The sequence below is a fragment of the Kitasatospora sp. NPDC043949 genome (assembly GCF_056435365.1).
Map to the genome: position 1 here is coordinate 24641 of NZ_JBWKEQ010000004.1, position 19071 is coordinate 43711.

Consider the following 19071-nt stretch of genomic DNA (forward strand, 5'->3'; position numbering starts at 1 on the left):
CCGCGGCCGGGCGGGCGTCGGACCGGTGGGCGTCGGACCGGCGGGCCGAGGTGGCCGCGCTGCTGGACGCGCGGGCCCGGGCGCTGCCCTCCTGGTCCGGACCGGCGGCGATCGAGGCCGGCTACCGCAACCTGGTGCTCGGCGCGGACGCCGGACCGGAGCGGCTCACGGCCGCCGCCGACCTGGCGGTCCGGATCACCGGGTACGACGACTACCCGGTGGTGTACCCGCGCCGGATCGACCTGGTCCTGGCCGGCGGCGGCTGGCGGGTCGACCGGGAGGAGAGCGCGAGCGGGCCCCCGGCGCTCTGGGACCTCGGCTCCGCCCGGTCCGCGGCGGGCGCGCACTGCCTGGTGCTCGGACTGGCCGACGGGCCCGACCCGGCCGGTCTGGTCGCGGTGGCCGACCGGGCCGCACCCGCCGTGAGCGAGGTCTGGGGCACCGGCTGGGCGGGCCGCCTGCTGCTCGAAGTACCCGCCACCGCCGAGCAGTTCGCCCGGCTGCTGGAGGTCGACCCGGCGGGCTGGGCGGGCATGGCGGCGGTCACCTCGGCCGCCCCCGGCGCGCCCTGGCACACCCCCGCCGACCGGGTGCTGGTCAACCCCGGCACGTTCGGGCGGCTCAGCGACTTCGGCCGGCAGGTGGTCGTCACCCACGAGGCCACCCACGTCGCGACCAGGGCCGACACCCGGGCCTGGACACCGCTCTGGCTCTCCGAGGGCGTCGCCGACTGGACCGCCTACCGGGGCTCCGGCCGGCGCCCGCAGCAGATCGCCCCCGAGCTGGCCCGGGACGTCGCCGCCGGCCGGCTGCCCACCGCGCTGCCCGCCGACCGGGACTTCACCGCGGGGGCCGACGGCATCGCCCAGGCGTACGAGCAGGCCTGGCTCGCCTGCGAGCTGCTCGCCCGGCGCTACGGGCCCGAGCGGCTCGTGGCGTTCTACCGGGCGGTCGGCGCGGCCGACGGGGAGGGGGCGGACCGGGACCGCCGGCTGGACCGGCTGCTCCGGGCCGGACCGGGCGTCGGCCTGGCCGAGTTCACCCGGCTCTGGCTGGACGAGGTGGCCGCGCTGCGCGATTAGGTCCTGTCCGGCGTCGCGGGCCCGGCAGGATCGGCCGGACAGGACCTGACGGCGCGCGCGGCGTTCAGCGCCGCTGCCTGGCCGGGGTGCCGGGCCGCTGCCTGGCCGGGGTGCCGGGCCGGTCGATGCCGTCCAGCAGGTCCTGCTCGTAGGCGATGCCGGGGCGCACCGGGTAGGCGCCGGCGGGCACCGGCTCGGGCTTGGCCAGCACCACCGTCGCCGGGAGCTGTGCCGGGCCGCGGGTGGCGCGCCAGAGCCGGACGCAGGAGAGCACGGTGGCGGCCAGCAGCAGCAGGTTGCGCAGGCTGAGCACGGTGACGCCCCAGGGCTCGCTGGCGAGGATCCGGCTGAACATCAGCGGGAACTCGGCCAGCGTCAGCGGGCAGGCGAACAGGATCAGCAGGGCCACCGGCCGCTGGCTGCTGTTGCGCACGGTCAGGCAGACGGCGGCGACGCCGATCAGCCAGACCAGGTACTGCGGGCTGATCACCCGGCTGGTGACGGTGAAGATGAGCAGCGCGCTGAGCGCCGCGTCGTACATGGTGGCCGCGTTGCGGCGCTTGGCGGTGAAGCGCCAGAGCAGCAGCCAGGCGAAGCCCAGCACGGTGCCGGCCATCATCACCTTGCTGATCACGGGGACCCACGGCCCGAGCATCTCCGGGGAGCCGTAGTTCATGGTGACCCTGCCGTCCCAGGCGTCCGCGAGCCGGGCGAAGTGCAGCGGCAGCGCGCCGAGCGACTCCACCTCGATGCCGCGCTCCTTCTGGAAGGCGAGGAAGCCGAAGGCGCCGTTCATCCCGGCCGCGAGCAGGAAGCCCACCGAGACGGCGGTGGCCGCGGCCAGCGTCCAGGCGCGGCGGGTGCGGCGGCCGGAGGGGGTGCCGATCAGGGCGAGCAGCGGCCAGATCTTGATGATCCCGCCCAGGCCGAGCAGCATCCCGCCGATCGCCGGGCGGCGGATCAGCGCCAGCAGGCCGGCCAGGGCGATCGCGGTGACGATGATGTCCAGCCGGTTGTAGACCATCGGGCCGAGCAGCGGCACGGCCACCACCCACATCCAGGCGCCGGTCAGTGCCCGGCCCCGGCGCAGTCCGGTGCGGACCAGCAGGGCGGTGGCGGCGACGTCGGCGATCCCGCAGATCACCCAGAAGGAGACCAGGTACGACCAGGGCAGCAGGCCGGGCAGCAGGATCACCAGGGCCGCGCCGGGCGGGTACTGCCAGGTCACGTCGTCGAACGGGAAGGTGCCGGTCTGCAGGACGCCGTACCAGGCGTGGTAGATCATCCAGACGTCGGCGGTGATGTCCCCGCCGAGCCCCTTGACCACGCCGGTCATCAGCAGCACCAGCACCGTCCGGGTGGCCACCCAGGTGGCGCCGAGTGCGGCGAGCGCCCCGAACGGCCGGCCGGGGGCACGGGCCGGCTCCTGCCGGGCGGCCGGCGTCGGGCCGGGGCCGGCCGCGCCGCTGGGTGTACCGGACTCGGTGGCCGGGGCCAACTCCACTGCGCTCCCTCGTTCGTCTCGGACGTCCCACCGGAGGCGCCGCGCGACGGACGCCCGGGCGGTCGGAGGGGCGGGCACGGCACGCTGGGCCGGGCCGCCACCGGCCGCCTAGGTTCTAGGACTGACCCGGGGGTGAAACGGTTGCCGTGCGCGGATCCGTTCCCGGCGGGTCATGGTGTTGACCTATCGTACGGATCACCCAGCGGTACACCGAGCACCCCCCGACAAGCGAGCCGTGGCCTGAATGCACCGAACCTTGATCGTCACCAACGACTTCCCGCCCCGCCCCGGCGGCATCCAGGCCTTCGTGCACAACATGGCTGTGCGTCAGCCCGCCGGGAGCATCGTGGTGTACGCCTCCACTTGGCGGGACGGCAGCGAGGTGGCCCGCTTCGACGCCGAGCAGCCGTTCCCGGTGATCCGGGACCGGACGAAGGTGATGGTTCCCACACCGCGGGTCACCCGGCGGGCCGCCGAGATCCTGCGGGCGGAGAAGTGCGACTCGGTCTGGTTCGGCGCCGCCGCCCCGCTCGGGCTGATGGCGCCCGCGCTGCGCCGGGCCGGTGCGGCGCGGCTGCTCGGCATGACCCACGGGCACGAGGCCGCCTGGGCCCAGCTGCCGGCCGCCCGGCAGCTGCTGCGGCGGATCGGCGCGGGCACCGACGTGCTGACCTACCTGGGGGAGTACACCCGGTCCCGGATCGCGGGCGCGGTCGGGCCGCAGGCCGCGGCCCGGATGGTGCAGCTGCCGCCGGGCGTGGACGAGACGACCTTCCACCCGGGCTCGGGGGGCGCCGAGGTGCGTCGCCGGCTCGGGCTGGCGGACCGGCCGGTGGTGGTCTGCGTCTCCCGGCTGGTGCCGCGCAAGGGCCAGGACACGCTGATCGAGGCGATGCCGCAGATCCTCGCCGACGTGCCGGACGCCGTGCTGCTGATCGTCGGCGGCGGCCCGTACCGGGCGGACCTGGAGAAGCTGGCCGACGCCAAGGGGGTCCGGGCCTCGGTGCGCTTCACCGGCTCGGTGCCGTGGGAGGAGCTGCCCGCCCACTACGGGGCCGGGGACGTCTTCGCGATGCCCTGCCGGACCAGGCGCGGGGGGCTGGACGTCGAGGGCCTGGGCATCGTCTACCTGGAGGCCTCGGCGACCGGTCTGCCGGTGGTCGCCGGCGACTCCGGCGGCGCGCCGGACGCGGTGCTGGAGGGCGAGACCGGGTACGTGGTGCCGGGCGGCTCGGCCGCCGCGGCCGCCGAGCGGATCGTCCGGCTGCTGGGCGACGAGGAGCTGCGGCGGCGGATGGGCGAGGCCGGGCGGCGCTGGGTGGAGCGCTCCTGGCGCTGGGACCTGCTGGCCGGGCGGCTGACCTCGCTGCTGGCGGCCTAGACCGGGCTCGGACCCGTGAGCGGGCCCCGTCTCCTTCGCCGGAGGCGGGGCCCGCACCCGGCTACTTCTGGTAGATCGCCTCGATGTCGGCGGCGAAGTCCTTCAGCACGAGGTTGCGCTTGAGCTTGAGGGAGGGCGTCAGGTGGCCGCTCTCCTCGGAGAACTCGGTGTCCAGCAGGCGGAACTTCTTGACCGCCTCGGCGTGCGAGACGGCCGCGTTGCCGTCGTCCACCGCGGCCTGGAGGGCGGCCAGCAGGTCCGGATCCTGGCTCAGCTCGGCCACCGTGGCGGTGGCGGGCTTGCCGTTGAGCTCCTTCCACTTGGGGAAGAAGTCCGGGTCGACGGTGACCAGGCAGGCCACGAAGGGCTTGCGGTCGCCGACCACCATGACCTCGCCGACCAGTGCGTGCGCCCGGATGCGGTCCTCGATCACGGCCGGGGCGACGTTCTTGCCGCCCGCGGTGACGATGATCTCCTTCTTGCGGCCGGTGATGGTCAGGTAGCCCTCGGAGTCGAGCGAGCCGAGGTCGCCGGTGGCGATCCAGCCGTCCTTGAGGGTGTCGGCGGTGGCCTGCGGGTTGTTCCAGTAGCCGGTGAAGACGTGCGGGCCCTTGAAGAAGACCTCGCCGTCCTCGGCGATCCGCACCGAGGCACCGGGGACCGGCTGGCCGACCGTGCCGATCTTCGGCTTGTCCCACGGGTTGAAGGCGGTGGCCGCGCAGGTCTCGGTCAGGCCGTAGCCCTCCAGGACGGTGAAGCCGATGCCCCGGTAGAAGTGGCCCAGCCGCTCGCCGAGCGGGGCGCCGCCAGAGATGGCGTGGGTGGCCCGGCCGCCGAGGGCCGCACGCAGCTTGCTGTAGACCAGCTTGTCGAAGACCGCGTGCTTGATCCGCAGGCCCAGGCCCGCGCCGCCGGCGTCCAGCGCCCGGCTGTAGGCGATCGCGGTGTCGGCGGCCTTGTCGAAGATCTTGCCCTTGCCGTCGGCCTGGGCCTTGGCGCGGGCGGTGTTGTAGACCTTCTCGAAGACTCTCGGCACGCCCAGGATCAGGCTCGGCTTGAAGGCGGCCAGCTCGGTGGTGACGTCCCTGACGTCGGAGACGTGGCCCAGCTTGATCGGCGCCATCGCGGTGGCGATCTCGGCGATCCGGCCGAGTACGTGGGCCAGCGGCAGGAACAGCAGGACGGAGCTGTCGCCGGTGCGGAACAGCGGGGCCAGGCGCTCCACCACGTTGCCGCACTCGGCGAGGAAGTTGGCGTGCGTCAGCTGACAGCCCTTCGGGCGGCCGGTGGTGCCCGAGGTGTAGACGATGGTGGCGATCGAGTCGGCGGTCGCGGTCGAGCGGCGCTCCTGCACCGTCTCGTCCGGGACGTCCTTCCCGGCCTCGGCCAGCGCGGCGATCGCGCCGCCCTCGATCTGCCAGGTGTGCTTCAGCCCGGTGAGCCGGCCGCGGACCTCGTCGACCACCTTGACGTGCTGGTCGGTCTCGGTGACGACGGCGACCGCGCCGGAGTCGCCGAGGATCCACTCGACCTGCTCGGCGGAGGAGGTCTCGTACACCGGGACGGTGATCGCGCCGGCCGTCCAGATCGCGAAGTCCAGCAGCGTCCACTCGTACCGGGTGCGGGACATGACGCCCACCCGGTCGCCCGGCTCGATGCCCGCGGCGATCAGGCCCTTGGCGGCGGCGTGCACCTCGGCCAGGAACTGCACCGCGGTCAACTCCTGCCAGCGGCCGTCCACCTTCCGGCTGAGCACCGCGACGTCCGGGTGCTCCGCCGCGTTCCGGTGCACAGGGTCGGAGAGATTACCGCCGCCGGGTACCTGATAGAGAGCCGGAAGGCTGAAGTCGAGCAAGACTGCTCCTCGTTCGCGACGCTGCGGGACGGCAGGACGTTACTGCCCGGTAGGCAGCTTCGACCAGGGGGGTCGGCTCCGGTGTTCGAAGTGTCACACCCGGCCGGGTCCGACCAGGCCGTGACCGGGTCGTTCGAATGGCACCCTACGACAGCCCCGAGGTGACCGGCCGGTAGCATGCCCCGCCGACCGGCGCCGGGCCCCCGCCGAGCCGCGGCCCGCGCGGCCGAGCCGATCGCTGGTCGCGGTAGCCTGCTCCGGGCGGACAAGGCCGAGCACGCTCGACCGGACCGGCAGGCAGAGGGACGACGCGGAGGGCCATTCCATGGCGGAGCACACCAGGTCGAGCATCACCATCGACGCGACCCCGGCCACGGTCATGGCCGTGATCGCCGACTTCGCCGCCTACCCGGCCTGGACCGGCGAGGTCAAGGAGGTCGAGGTCCTGGAAGCCGGCGAGGACGGCCGCGCCGCCCAGGTCCGCCTGCTGCTCGACGCCGGCGCCATCCGCGACGAGCACGTCCTCGCCTACACCTGGGACGGCGACCGCGAGGTCGGCTGGACCCTCGTGCGCAGCCAGATGCTCCGCTCGCTGGACGGCTCCTACTCCCTCGCCCCGCTCTCCGGCAGCCGCACCGAGGTGACGTACCAGCTCGCCGTGGACGTCAAGATCCCGATGCTCGGCATGATCAAGCGCAAGGCCGAGAAGGTCATCATCGACCGCGCCCTGGCCGGTCTGAAGAAGCGCGTCGAGGACGCCGACGGCAAGAAGCCCGTCCAGGGCTGACGCGGCGGAACGGGGGCCGACGGCATGACGGCGACACGCACCATCCTGGTCAGCGGCGACGCGGGCGCGCCCGTGGTGGCCGCCGCCACCGCCCTGCACGCCGCCCGGCGCGGCCACCGCACCTGGCTGCTGGCCGCCGACGACCCGCACCGCGCCCTGGACGGCGTCCTCGGCACCCGCCTGGAGCCCGAACCGGCCCGCTACGCACCCGGCCTGACCGTCTCCCGGATCGACGAGCAGGCCGCCTTCCGGTACGCCGCCGGCGAGCTCACCAGCCGGCTCAAGCCCGCCCTCGACCTGCTCGGCGCCGAGCAGCTCGACCCCGAGGAGCTGACGGCCCTCCCCGGCATCGCCCGGATCGCCCTGCTGCGTGCCCTGCCCGCCGCCGACCAGGACGTCCTGGTCGTGCTCGCCCCGCCGCCCGCCGAGCTGATCGCCACCCTCGCCCTGCCCGAGCAGCTGGAGCGCTACCTGGACCGGCTCGTCCCCGAGCAGCGGCAGGCCGCCCGGGCGCTGCGCCCGCTGCTGGCCGGCCTGGCCGGCGTGCCGATGCCCGCCGAGTGGCTGTACGAGGGGCGGACCAAGGCCGCCGCGGTGCTCGCCGAGTCCCGCGCCGCGATCGCAGCGCCCGGCACCAGCGTGCGCCTGGTCGTGCCCGCCGACGGCCACCCGTACCGGGAACTGGGCCGGATCCGGGCCGGGTTGGCCCTGCACGGCCACCGGCCGGACGCCGTCGTGGTGCACGGAGTGCTGCCCGAGGGCGCGGCCGACTCGCCGGACCCGTGGCTGGCCGCGCTGGCCCGCCGCCGCCGGGAGGAACTGGCCGAGCTCGCCGCCGAGACCGACGCCCCGGTGCTGGCCACCGGACTGGCCGAGGCCACCCTGGAGGCCGTCGCCGACCGCCTGTACGGGGGCGGGCCCGGCCCGGAGCGGCTGGCCCCCGAGCCCTGGCCGGTCGAGGACCGCCTCGCCGAGGATGGCCTGCTGGTCTGGCATCTCGCGCTGCCCGGCGCCGACCGGGCCGAGCTGGACCTCGTCCGGCGCGGCGACGAACTGGTCGTCGGCCTCGGCGCCCACCGCCGGGTGCTCACCCTGCCGTCCGCGCTGCGCCGCTGCACGGTGGCCGGCGCGAGCCTGCACGATGGGGCGCTCTCGGTACGGTTCGCGCCCGACCCGGCGCTCTGGCCCCGGGGCTGAAGCCCTTTCGGGGCCCCTACCGGCTGTCCGGTAGCGTCGGGCCCGAGGGCCGCGGGGTGCGGCCCCGGCTGAGGAGGCGCCCGCGATGACCAGCACCGACGACCGGACCGAGCCCACCGCCGAGCCGGGCGGCCCGCAGGCCCACCCGTTCGGGCCGGAGCTGGGCCCGCTGGTGGACGAGGTGCGCAAGCTCGCCTCCGCCGTCGGCCAGAAGGCGCAGGAGGCGAGCGCCGACACCCTGATCACCCTCTCCGGGCTGGCCGACCGGCTGCGCACCCAGCAGCCCGAGGTCTACTCCCACCTCGCCGCCGCCGGCTCCGGACTGGCCGCCGCGGGCACCGAACTGCTGGCCGCCTACCGGGCCGCGGTGGCCGGCCACGAGCACCGCTGGACGGCCGGCGAGGGCTCCCCCACCGAGCGGATCGACCTCGACACGCCTGACGAGGCGTCCGCCAAGCAGTGAATCCGTAACCTTCGAACCGTGATCGCGTTGCTCTGGTGCGTGACGAAGCGGGCGATTAGATACGACTTTTGAAGCATGGCGGCCCGGTTGGTCCATGATTGTCTTCGGTTAATGTATGCGAGGCTGTGTACGGGGGGCAGGGTTGGGCGGTACCGTTCCGCCCAGCGGGAACGAGTGAATAGCTGAGGGACACATGGCTCTGACCATCGGCGTCGATGTCGGCGGGACCAAGATCGCGGCAGGCGTGGTCGACGAGGCGGGCGCGATCCTGGCCCGGACCAGGGTGCCCACCCCGGCCGACCCGCAGTGGGCGGTCGATGCCATCGCGCAGGCCGTGCGCGAGCTCAAGGAGCAGCACCCCGACGTCACCGCCGTCGGCGTCGGCGCCCCCGGCTTCGTGGACAGCAACCGTTCCACGGTGATCTTCGCTCCCAACATCGACTGGGAGAACGAGCCGCTGCGCGGCCGCATCGAGGAGCTCGCCGGCCTGGACACCGTCGTCGAGAACGACGCCAACTGCGCCGCCTGGGCCGAGTTCCGCTTCGGCGCCGCCGCCGACCACCGGGACATGGTGCTGATCACCGTCGGCACCGGCATCGGCGGCGGCATCGTCCTCGACGGCCGGCTGCACCGCGGCCGGTTCGGCGTGGCCGGCGAGATCGGCCACCTCAACATGGTCCCCGACGGCCTGGCCTGCGGCTGCGGCGGCAAGGGCTGCTGGGAGCAGTACGGCTCCGGGCGGGCGCTGCGCCGCTACGGCCGGGAGAGGGCCGCCGCCGACCAGGTGCGCGGCCGGCGGATGCTGGAGCTCAACGACGGCGTCGCCGAGACCATCCGCGGCATCCACATCACCGAGGCGGCCGAGGAGGGCGACCCGCTCGCCCTGGAGTGCTACGCCGAACTGGCCGACTGGCTCGGCCGCGGCATGGCCGACCTCGCCGCGCTCTTCGACCCGGGCGTCTTCGTCCTCGGCGGCGGCGTCTCCGACTCCGGCCGCCTGCTGCTCGACCCGGTCGCCAAGGCCTTCGAGCACTACCTCACCGGCGGTATCCACCGCCCGCGCGCCGAGGTCGTGCTGGCCTCGATGGGCTCCGCCGCCGGCATCGTCGGCGCCGCCGACCTGGCCCGCACCGCGTAGCCACCCCCCGAACCCGCCGGCGGCGGTGCGACCGGACCCCGACCAACCCCGGACGCGCCGCCGCCGACGCACGCCCCCGGCCCTGCCGTACGGTCGTCCCACGCACCACGTACGTACGGGGAGGACCAGGACCATGACCACGGCACCCGCCGAACCGCCGCCGCCCGGCCCGCGCCGGCTGCGCCTGCTCAGCTACAACATCCGCTCGCTGCGGGACGACCGGCGGGCGCTGGCCCGGGTGATCCGGGCCTGCGCGCCCGACCTGGTCTGCATCCAGGAGTCGCCGCGCTACTGGCGGCCCGAGGGCCAGGCCGCCTGGCTGGCCCGGAGCACCGGGACGGCCGTCCTGGCCGGCGGCGGCCGGACCGCCGCCGGGCCGCTGCTGCTCGGCCGGCCCGGCGCGGCGCAACTGCTGGGCGTGCACGACCGGCTGCTGCCCAAGACCCGCGGCCTGCACGCCCGGGGCTTCGCCACCGCGCTGCTGCGACTGCCCGGAGCGGCGCCGTTCACCCTCACCAGCTGCCACCTCAGCCTGGACGCCGACGAGCGGTACGGCCAGTTCGAGCTGCTGCTCGACCAGCTCGGGATCGCCGAACACGGCATCGTGGCAGGGGACTTCAACGAGCACCCGGACGGCAGGGGCTGGCAGCTGCTGGCCGCGCGGCTCCAGGACGGGTACCCGACCGCGCCCTGGGGCGGCGAGTTCACGTCCGTCCCCGAGCGCCCCTACCAGCGGATCGACGCCGTGTTCGCCACGCCCGGGATCACCGTCCTCGGCTGCGGGGTGCCGCACGGGCTGCCCGGCGTCACCGAGGCCGACCTGCGCGCCGCGACCGACCACCTGCCGGTGCTCGCGGTGCTGGAGCTGCCGGAGGCTCCGGCAACCTAGACGACCGCGCCGTTGTCCGGGTCCTCGGGCTCGTCCTCGTCGCGGTCCTTCATCCGGGTCACCAGGGTGACGAAGCCGCCGAGGAAGGCGGTGATCCCGACCCAGGCCGGCCAGCCGGCGATCTCCCGCCACACTACCGCGTCGAACAGCAGCAGGGCGGGGCCGCCGAGCACCGCGAGCCAGGCGAACTTCGCGGTGACGTCGGCGGTCGGCAGCGGCGGGGGCTCCGGCGGGACGTAGTGGTCCTCGTCGGTCTCCTCGGCCAGCTCGAAGTCGCGCGGGCCCGAGCCCGCCGCCGGCATCACCGGCCGACCGGAGCGGGGGCGGGGCTGCGGGGCGAGGTCGGCGAGGTCGTCCGGGTCGGTCCGGGAGCCGGGGGCATCCTTGAGGCCGCCCTTCAGCTCGCTCTGCGCCCGGAGGTTCTCGACCTCCGGCCAGTTGGGATTGGTGAGGTCCACGGGGTCGTCGAACTGGGCGACCAGGGCGGCGAAGATCTCGTCCTGCTCGGCCTGGCTGCGCTCGGGGGCACGCCGGGTGCGGGGCTCCGCGGGCGCGGTGGCGTCCGGTTCGGCCGGGCGCCGGTCGGCGGCCGTCGCTTCGGGGGCCTCCGCGGCCGGGGCGGTGACGCCGTCCGCCCCCGGACGGTCCGCCGGGGCGCCGCTCTGCGCGGTGCCGTCCTTCGCCGTGCCGTCCTTCGTCGCGCCGTCCTCGCGGGGTGCCTCGTCCCCGCCGCCCGCCGTGCTGCTCTCGTGCACTTCCGGCCCTTCAGCCATGGTGATCGTCGGATTCGACCCCGGTGACGCCCACCGCGTGCGCGGGGGCCAGCCGTCGGATGAAGTCCTGGCTGGCCGCGAATATTTCCGCCGCGTCGTGGTCCAGCGTCGCGACGTGGAAGCTGCGCTGGCACAGCCGCTCCGTCACGTCGGTCGAGGATATCCGGGCCAGCACCAGTTCCGAGTTGGCCGGCGAGACGACGTGGTCCTGCGGACTGCGGAAGAGCAGCACCGGCTGGGTCACCTGCGGCAGCCGCCGTCGGACGTCCCGCCACAGCCGGCCCAGCGACCAGGCGGCGTTCAGCGGCGTCCGGTCGTAGCCCAGCTCGACCGCGCCGGGCTTGGCGATGTCGTCGGCGATCCCGGGCACGCTCGGCACGAGGTGCCGCAGCACCGGCAGCAGCACACTCGCGGGGTTGTCCGAGCGCACCGACGGGTTGACCAGCACCAGCCCGGACACCGCCGGACCGTGCAGCGCGGCCAGCCGCAGCGCCAGCGCGCCGCCCATCGACAGCGCGCAGACGAAGACCTGCTCGCACTCGGCGGACAGCGTCAGCAGTTCGTGCTCGACCTCGGCGTACCAGTCCTCCCAGCGGGTGACCTGCATGTCCCGCCACCGGGTGCCGTGCCCGGGCAGCAGCGGCAGCGACACGCTGAACCCGGCCGCGGCCAGTTCCTCCGCCCAGGGCCGCAGCGACTGCGGCGACCCGGTGAAGCCGTGGCACAGCAGCACCCCCACCGGTCCGCCGCGGTGGCGGTACGGTTCGGCACCGGGCAGCAACGGCATGGCGGACTCCTTCGCGGGCGGGTGGCGCTGGGGGAGGGACGCTGGAGGGGGAGGCTGCGGGAATCCGCATCGTCCCACGGCCCCGCCCGGGACGTACACCCCTCATGGCGGCTCCCGCGCGGGCCGCACACCCCTCGCGGCGGCCCCCGCGCGAGTGCTTGCGGGAGTCCGGCGGCGGCCCGCCGGGGCGGGGCGGGGCGCGGGCCGAGCCCACGGGGCATTAGGATCGACCGGTCCGCATAACAGGAGGCCCGGGTTGTTCTACCGACTGATGAAGATGATCGTCGCGCCACTGCTTCGGATCTTCTTCCGGCCGTGGATCGAGGGTGAGGAGAACATCCCCACCGAGGGCGCGGCCATCATCGCGAGCAACCACCTGTCCTTCTCGGACTCCTTCTTCTTCCCCGCGCTGATCAAACGCCGGGTGACCTTCATCGCGAAGGCCGAGTACTTCAACACCCCGGGCATCAAGGGCCGGCTGACCGCCGCGTTCTTCAAGGGCGTCGGCCAGCTGCCGGTGGACCGCTCGGGCGTGCGCGGCGCGGGCGAGGCCGCGATCCGCAGCGCCATCGCGGTGCTGGACGGCGGCGAGCTGTTCGGCGTCTACCCCGAGGGCACCCGCTCGCCGGACGGCAAGCTGTACCGCGGCAAGGTCGGCGGCCTGGCGCGCGTCGCGCTGGCCACCGGCGCGCCGGTCATCCCGGTCGCCATGATCGACACCGAGAAGGTCCAGCCGCCCGGTCAGGTGATCCCCAACTTCGGTACCCGCCCCGGCATCCGGATCGGCCGCCCGCTGGACTTCTCCCGCTACCACGGCATGGAGAACGACCGCTTCATCCTCCGTTCGGTGACGGACGAGGTGATGTACGAGATCATGCGGCTCTCCGGCCAGGAGTACGTGGACATCTACGCGACCGCGGCCAAGCGGCAGATCGCCGACGACAAGAAGAAGGCCGACGCCGAGCGCAAGGCCGCCGCCAAGGCGGAGAAGGCGGAGGCGGAGGCCGAGAAGGCCGCCGCCGACAAGGCCGCCGCGACGGAGAAGGCCGAGCAGTCCGGGCAGGAGCCGAAGGAGACCGGGTCGGCCTGACGACCGCGGGCGCGGCCCGGGGGAGGGGCGGAAGGATGACGGACGGCGAGAGAACCGGGGCAGTCGGCGGCGCGGTCGCGGCCGGGGGCATGTCCGTCGAACTGCCGTTGTGGAAGGCCATCTCCTACTTCCGGCTGCTAGCCCTCTGCTACGCCCTGCTGCGCTACCTCAATTCCTACCTGGACTTCCTGCACCCCGTCGCCGGCTGGATCTTCCTCGGTACGCTCACCCTCTGGACGCTCGCCAGCACCCGGGCCTTCGCCGGCCCGCAGCGCTGCACCTGGTACGTGCTCGGCACCGACCTCACCCTCGCCGTCACCGGCATCGTGATGAGCGGCCTGACCGACGACCCGGTGCGGATCAGCCACGGCGCGCCCACCCTGCCGACCATCTGGGCCGCCGGTACGGTGCTCGGCTTCGCCGGCAAGGGTGGCTGGCGCTGGGCGGCCGCCGCGGGCACGGTGATCGGCGTCGCCAACATCCTCGGCCACGGCGGCGCGACCGGCGACAACGTCCACAACATCATGCTGCTGATGGTGGCCGGCTGCGCCATCGGCTACGTCATCGAACTGGCCCGCGCCAGCGAGGCGACGCTCACCCGGGCACTCCAGGTCGAGGCGGCCACCCGGGAGCGCGAGCGGCTCTCCCGCGACATCCACGACGGCGTGCTCCAGGTGCTCGCCCTCGTCCAGCGCCACGGCGCGGAACTCACCGCGCGGCCGGCCGAGGGCGCTGCGGCCGCGGCCGGTGGACGCCCGGGCGGCGACGCCGACTTCGCCGAACTCGGCCGGCTGGCCGGCGAGCAGGAGCGCGCCCTGCGGGCGCTGATGACCGGCGGCCCGATCCCGGGGCAGCGCCCGCCGGAGTGCGGGGCCGGGGAGCCGCAGGACCTCACCGCGCTGCTGCGCCCGTACGCCGACGAGCGGATCACGCTGTCCGCCCCCGGCGGGCCGGTGCTGCTGTCCGCCGGGGCGGCCGGCGAACTGGCCGCGGCGGTCGGCGCCGCCGTCGACAACGTCCGCCGGCACGCCGGGGAGCGGGCCCGGGCCTGGATCCTGGTGGAGGACGAGCCGCAGGCCGTCACGGTCAGCATCCGCGACGACGGCCCCGGCTTCGCCCCCGGCCGCCTCGGCGAGGCGGAGCGGGCCGGGCGGCTGGGCGTCTCCCAGTCCATCCGCGGCCGGCTGCTGGACCTCGGCGGCACGGCCGAGCTGTACTCGGCGCCCGGGGAGGGCGTCGAGGTCGAACTCCGCGTCCCGAGGAAGGGGTCTGATGACCGATCAGCCGACGACTGACCGGCCGATACGGGTGATGGTCGTGGACGACCACCCGATGTGGCGCGACGCCGTCTCGCGGGACCTCGCCGAGGCCGGGCTGGACGTGGTGGCCACCGCGGGCGACGGCGAGGAGGCCGTGCGCCGGGCCCGCGCCTGCTCGCCGCAGGTCGTCGTGCTGGACCTCAACCTGCCCGGTCTGCCCGGCGCCGAGGTGTGCCGCCAGGTGGTCGCGCAGGACCCGGCGGTGCGGGTGCTGATGCTCTCGGCCAGCGGCGAGCACCAGGACGTGCTGGAGGCGGTGAAGTCCGGCGCGACCGGGTACCTGGTCAAGTCGGCCGGGCGGGAGGAGCTGCTGGACGCGGTGCGGCGCACGGCCGTGGGCGACGCCGTGTTCACCCCGGGCCTGGCCGGCCTGGTGCTGGGCGAGTTCCGCCGGCTGGCCGCCGAACCGGCCCCGGCCTCCGCGCCGGCCGTCCCACAGCTGACCGCCCGGGAGACCGAGGTCCTGCGCCTGGTGGCCAAGGGCCTGTCGTACCGGCAGATCGCCGACCGGCTGGTGCTGTCGCACCGGACGGTGCAGAACCACGTCCAGAACACGCTCGGCAAGCTGCAACTGCACAACCGGGTGGAACTGGTGCGGTACGCGATCGAGCAGGGGCTGGACGACGACATCTGACGGCTCCGGTGGGATCCGGCCGCCTCGGCGATCCCGCGTGCGGTGGGGGGCCGGTCTCCCGGGACCGGCCCCCCACCGGCTGCTCAGCCGCGGACGGCCGCCGCCTCGCGCAGCAGGCCCGCCACGATGCCGACGCCGTCGCGGGTCAGCACCGACTCGGGGTGGAACTGGAGGCCGGCGAAGCCGGGCCCGCGCAGCGCGTGGACGTCCCCGGTGGCGGCGTCCCGGGCGACCTCGACGCCCCGCGCGGCGAGCCGGGCCGCGTCGGCGTCCGAGCAGCGCGCGGTGAACGTGTTGTAGAAGCCGACGGTGTGCTTGGTGCCGAACAGATCGATGCTCTCCTGCGCGCCCTGGTACGGGACGTCCTTGCGGCCCAGCGCCAGCCCGAGCTCGCCGCAGAGCAGTTGGTGGCTGAGGCAGACCGCGAGCAGCGGCGCGGTGCGGGCTCCGGACCGGACGGCTGCCAGGGCGTCCGCGACGACCGGCCGCAGCAGGGCCATCTTGGGGTCGTCGGTGAGCGCCGGGTCGCCGGGCCCGGGGCCCAGCACCAGCGGCCCGCGGTGCGCCGCCAGCAGGGCGGGCAGCCCGGGCGCGTCGTAGCGGACGACGCTGACCTGGTGGCCGATCGAGGTGAGCAGGTGGGCGAGCATCGAGGTGAAGGTGTCCTCGCCGTCGACCACCAGGGTCGGCGCGGGCTCGGTGACCACGGTCGGTGTCTGCATCCGCAGCCAGAACGGGGCGAGGTCGGCCCGCCGGGCGTCCAGGGCGGCCTGGACGCGGTGGTCGTCGGCCAGCCGGGGGCCGGTGGGGCCGGGCAGCCGGGCGGGCGCGGGCCGGGCGCCGATCGCGGTGAGCACCCCGGCGGCCTTGGCGTGGGTCTCGGCGACCTCGGACTCGGGGACGGAGTGGCGGACCAGCGTGGCGCCGACCCGGACGACCAGGCGGCCGGTGGCCGGGTCGATGTCGGCGGTGCGGATGCAGATGGGCGAGTCCAGCAGCTGCCCGCCGCTGGCGGAGCGGCCGATCAGGGCGAGCGCGCCGGAGTAGTAGCCGCGCCCGCCGGGCTCGTACCGCTTGATGACCCGGGTGGCGTTCTGGACCGGGCTGCCGGTGACGGTGGCGGCGAACATCGTCTCGCGGAGCACCTCGCGGACGTCCAGCGAGGTGCGTCCGCGCAGCTCGTACTCGGTGTGGGCGAGATGGGACATCTCCTTGAGCCGGGGCCCGAGCACCTGGCCGCCGAGGTCGCCGACCGTGCACATCATCTTGAGCTCTTCGTCGACGACCATCGTCAGTTCCTCCAGTTCCTTGGGGTCGTGGAGGAACCGGAGCAGCGAGTCGATGTCCGAGCCGCCGGTCGGATAGCGGTAGGTGCCGGAGATCGGGTTCATCACGACGGTGCCGCCGCTCTGGCGGACGTGCACCTCGGGGGAGGCGCCGACCAGGACGCGTTCTCCGGTGTGCACCAGGAAGGTCCAGTAGGCGCCGCGCTCCTGCTCCAGCAGCCGCCGGAACAGGGTGAGCGCGAGTGCGGGCGAGAAGTTCTCCAGGGTGGCGCCGAAGTCGCGCCGGATCACGAAGTTGGCGCCCTCGCCGTTGCCGATCTCCTCCTCGATCACCCGGCGGACGATCGCGGCGTACGCCTCGTCGTCGATGTCGAACGAGCCGCCGGTGAGCGAGACCGGCGACTGCGGCAGGGCGGCGGTGAGTTCGGCCAGCGGCAGGGTGTGCTGTTCGGCCACCGAGAGGGCCTGCAGCGGGGTCCCGTCGTCGTGCGCCTCGAAGCCGCGCTCGCGGATCTGCCGGTACGGGACGAGCGCGAGCAGGTCGTGCACGGGGCCGTCGGCCGGGACGCCGGTGCGGACCGGCAGGTCGGCGAGGTTCCGGTAGCTGTCGACGGTGCCCATCAGCACCTCGACGGTGTCCGGGGCGAGCCGGGGGGTGCGGCGGTGCAGCAGGGCGAACGCGGGCGCGTCGGGAGCGGTGAGGCGGGCGAGCAGGTCGGCGGTGGCGGTCACGGAGCGGCTTCCTTCCGGGGGACTGGTGAGGTGCGGTGCTGGGATCCGCTCCCGGAGGGCCGTCTGCGCATACGCCGACGGCCGCCCCGAGGGGCGGCCGTCGTGTTCGTCTAGGAACGCGCGATCGGTGGGCCACCCTTGGGGGAGGCCCACCACCAGGAGTGGGTGTGGGGCGCGTGCATGGTTCGAGCGTAGCGGATCGTGCGGGGAGGGTGAGCCCGGTCACGTGTTTGTCCGAGTTATGTCTCACCCCTCGGGCAATGGTCACGAATCGCTCGGGTCACCCCGTAGCCTTGGTGGTGTGACCGTGACGACTGAGACATCGAGGACTGGCCACTCCTGGCAGTCCCTGCCCGCGGCGCAGCAGCCTGAATGGCCGGACCAAGAGGCTCTGCGCAAGACCCTTGCCGAGCTCGCCTCCTATCCGCCGCTCGTGTTCGCCGGCGAGTGCGACCAGCTGCGCGCCCGGCTCGGCGCCGTGGCGCGCGGGGAGGCCTTCCTGCTGCAGGGCGGTGACTGTGCCGAGGCCTTCGACGGCGTCTCGGCGGAGCACATCCGCAACAAGCTGAAGACCCTGCTGCAGATGGCCGCCGTGCTGACGTACGCGGCCTCGGTGCCGGTCGTGAAGGTGGGCCGGATCGCCGGCCAGTACTCCAAGCCGCGCTCCAAGTCGACCGAGACCCGCGACGGCGTGACGCTGCCGGTCTACCGCGGCGACTCGGTGAACGGCTTCGACTTCACCCCCGAGTCCCGCATCCCGGACCCGGAGCGCCTCAAGCGGATGTACAACGCGTCCGCCGCGACGCTGAACCTGGTGCGCGCGTTCACCACCGGTGGCTACGCGGACCTGCGCCAGGTGCACGCCTGGAACCAGGACTTCGTGCGCAACTCGCCGGCCGGCCAGCGCTACGAGCAGCTCGCCCGGGAGATCGACAACGCCCTGGCGTTCATGAACGCCTGCGGTGTGGCGCCGGAGGAGTTCAAGACCGTCGAGTTCTTCTCCTCGCACGAGGCGCTGATCCTCGACTACGAGACCGCGCTGACCCGCGTGGACTCGCGCACCGGCGAGCTGTACGACGTCTCCGGCCACATGGTGTGGATCGGCGAGCGCACCCGCCAGCTGGACCACGCGCACATCGAGTTCGCCTCGAAGGTCCGCAACCCGATCGGCGTCAAGCTCGGCCCGACCACCTCGGTCGACGAGGCGCTGACCCTGATCGAGAAGCTGGACCCGGAGCGCGAGCCCGGCCGCCTCACCTTCATCACCCGGATGGGTGCGGGCAAGGTCCGCGACCACCTGCCCACCCTGGTGGAGAAGGTCACCGCGTCCGGCGCCCAGCCGGTGTGGATCTGCGACCCGATGCACGGCAACACCTTCGAGGCCTCCAGCGGCCACAAGACCCGCAGCTTCGACGACGTGCTCGACGAGGTCAAGGGCTTCTTCGAGGTGCACCGCGCGCTGGGCACCCACCCGGGTGGCATCCACGTGGAGCTGACCGGCGACGACGTGACCGAGTGCGTTGGCGGTGGCGACGAGGTGCTGGTCGACGACCTGCACCAGCGCTACGAGACGGCCTGCGACCCGCGGCTCAACCGCAGCCAGTCGCTGGACCTGGCGTTCCTGGTGGCGGAGATGTACCGCGGCCAGTGAGCTGCCACGGGAGCTGCCACGGGTGAGCCGCCGCCGGCGGGTCACCGGTGAACGAATGTGACGAAAGCCCCTCCGGATTCGGGGTCCCCGAGCCCGGAGGGGCTTTTTCGTGCCCGGATCGCCGGGTAAGGTGAGGCTTAGTGAAGTAAGGCAAGCCTTAGTCAAGATCGTTCCGCCGGTCGGCGCCGCACCACCCTGGAGAGTCCGCGATGTACGTGTGCATGTGCCATGCGGTCACCGAGGACCAGGTGAAGAAGGCGATCGACGCCGGGGCCGGCACCCCGCGCCAGATCGCCCGGGGCTGCAAGGCCGGCACCGACTGCGGATCCTGCGTCCGCCGGATCCAGGCCCTGCTCGGCGAGCACGGCGCCCGGCCCTGCCCGACCGCCCGCCTCGCCGCGAAGCTCGGCCTGGCCGACCCGCAGGACCAGGCCGCGTCCGCGCCGGCGGCCACCGTGACTCAGGCCGCCCCGACCCCGGTCGCCCCGCTGCGCGCGGCCTGA

The 19071-nt window shown here is 74.2% G+C and carries 17 protein-coding genes; 12 read left to right on the forward strand and 5 right to left on the reverse strand.

Annotated elements, in window-relative coordinates; translation table 11 throughout:
- Positions 1-50: 50 nt before the first annotated feature.
- Complete coding sequence (locus AC07AL_RS05140) at positions 51-1082, forward strand: hypothetical protein (protein ID WP_478316884.1); 1032 nt, start codon at positions 51-53, stop codon at positions 1080-1082.
- Between the two features lie 64 nt (positions 1083-1146).
- Here the strand turns inward: AC07AL_RS05140 and AC07AL_RS05145 are convergent, their stop codons facing one another.
- Entirely contained in the window at positions 1147-2586 is a 1440-nt protein-coding gene (locus AC07AL_RS05145; RefSeq protein ID WP_400805624.1) for a glycosyltransferase 87 family protein, read from the reverse strand.
- Between the two features lie 244 nt (positions 2587-2830).
- Here AC07AL_RS05145 and AC07AL_RS05150 point away from each other — a divergent pair, with 244 nt between their 5' ends.
- The gene (locus AC07AL_RS05150) at positions 2831-3967 is read left to right on the forward strand and encodes a glycosyltransferase family 4 protein (protein WP_363582986.1); all 1137 of its coding nucleotides are present in this window, start codon (positions 2831-2833) and stop codon (positions 3965-3967) included.
- A gap of 61 nt (positions 3968-4028) precedes the next feature.
- Here AC07AL_RS05150 and AC07AL_RS05155 read toward each other — a convergent pair whose 3' ends face one another.
- Positions 4029-5822, reverse strand: coding sequence for an AMP-dependent synthetase/ligase (locus AC07AL_RS05155; protein WP_363582984.1), 1794 nt, complete (start codon positions 5820-5822; stop codon positions 4029-4031).
- A 325-nt stretch (positions 5823-6147) separates the two neighbouring features.
- Between AC07AL_RS05155 and AC07AL_RS05160 the strand changes: the two genes are divergently transcribed.
- From AC07AL_RS05160 to AC07AL_RS05180, 5 genes are all read left to right on the forward strand, one after another.
- Entirely contained in the window at positions 6148-6609 is a 462-nt protein-coding gene (locus tag AC07AL_RS05160; RefSeq protein WP_350884431.1) for an SRPBCC family protein, read from the forward strand.
- A gap of 24 nt (positions 6610-6633) precedes the next feature.
- A complete protein-coding gene (locus tag AC07AL_RS05165; RefSeq protein ID WP_363628796.1) occupies positions 6634-7806 on the forward strand; it encodes an ArsA family ATPase in 1173 nt (390 codons plus the stop codon).
- An 85-nt stretch (positions 7807-7891) separates the two neighbouring features.
- Positions 7892-8269, forward strand: a complete 378-nt coding sequence (locus tag AC07AL_RS05170; protein ID WP_363582980.1) for a DUF5304 family protein — start codon at positions 7892-7894, stop codon at positions 8267-8269.
- 193 nt (positions 8270-8462) lie between these two features.
- Positions 8463-9407 (forward strand): ROK family glucokinase, encoded by a 945-nt coding sequence (locus tag AC07AL_RS05175; RefSeq protein ID WP_478316887.1) that lies wholly within the window; start codon positions 8463-8465, stop codon positions 9405-9407.
- Positions 9408-9540: 133 nt separating this feature from the next.
- Complete coding sequence (locus AC07AL_RS05180) at positions 9541-10296, forward strand: endonuclease/exonuclease/phosphatase family protein (protein ID WP_363582976.1); 756 nt, start codon at positions 9541-9543, stop codon at positions 10294-10296.
- Here the strand turns inward: AC07AL_RS05180 and AC07AL_RS05185 are convergent.
- Positions 10293-11051 carry a hypothetical protein gene (locus AC07AL_RS05185; protein WP_478316889.1) on the reverse strand — a complete coding sequence of 253 codons (759 nt, stop codon included), beginning with the start codon at positions 11049-11051 and terminating at the stop codon, positions 10293-10295. The two genes, AC07AL_RS05180 and AC07AL_RS05185, sit on opposite strands and share 4 nt — an antisense overlap.
- A gap of 10 nt (positions 11052-11061) precedes the next feature.
- Entirely contained in the window at positions 11062-11856 is a 795-nt protein-coding gene (locus tag AC07AL_RS05190) for an alpha/beta hydrolase (RefSeq protein ID WP_363582972.1), read from the reverse strand.
- Between the two features lie 256 nt (positions 11857-12112).
- On the opposite strand from AC07AL_RS05190, the gene AC07AL_RS05195 reads away from it, so the two are divergent.
- From AC07AL_RS05195 to AC07AL_RS05205, 3 genes are read left to right on the forward strand one after another with little or no spacing between them, the layout of a single operon-like run.
- The gene (locus tag AC07AL_RS05195) at positions 12113-12946 is read left to right on the forward strand and encodes a lysophospholipid acyltransferase family protein (protein WP_363582970.1); all 834 of its coding nucleotides are present in this window, start codon (positions 12113-12115) and stop codon (positions 12944-12946) included.
- Positions 12947-12981: 35 nt separating this feature from the next.
- Entirely contained in the window at positions 12982-14241 is a 1260-nt protein-coding gene (macS, locus tag AC07AL_RS05200) for a MacS family sensor histidine kinase (RefSeq protein WP_400805632.1), read from the forward strand.
- Positions 14219-14899, forward strand: coding sequence for a response regulator (locus AC07AL_RS05205; protein ID WP_478316891.1), 681 nt, complete (start codon positions 14219-14221; stop codon positions 14897-14899). The genes macS and AC07AL_RS05205 overlap by 23 nt, the downstream gene beginning before the upstream one ends.
- Positions 14900-14982: 83 nt before the next feature.
- Here the strand turns inward: AC07AL_RS05205 and AC07AL_RS05210 are convergent, their stop codons facing one another.
- Entirely contained in the window at positions 14983-16917 is a 1935-nt protein-coding gene (locus AC07AL_RS05210) for an anthranilate synthase family protein (protein WP_400805634.1), read from the reverse strand.
- Positions 16918-17158: 241 nt separating this feature from the next.
- On the opposite strand from AC07AL_RS05210, the gene AC07AL_RS05215 reads away from it, so the two are divergent.
- Positions 17159-18568: a class II 3-deoxy-7-phosphoheptulonate synthase gene (locus AC07AL_RS05215; RefSeq protein ID WP_380336515.1), complete on the forward strand. Its 1410-nt coding sequence runs from the start codon at positions 17159-17161 to the stop codon at positions 18566-18568.
- A 209-nt stretch (positions 18569-18777) separates the two neighbouring features.
- On the forward strand, positions 18778-19071 hold the full coding sequence (locus AC07AL_RS05220) for a (2Fe-2S)-binding protein (protein WP_363582964.1): 294 nt from the start codon (positions 18778-18780) through the stop codon (positions 19069-19071).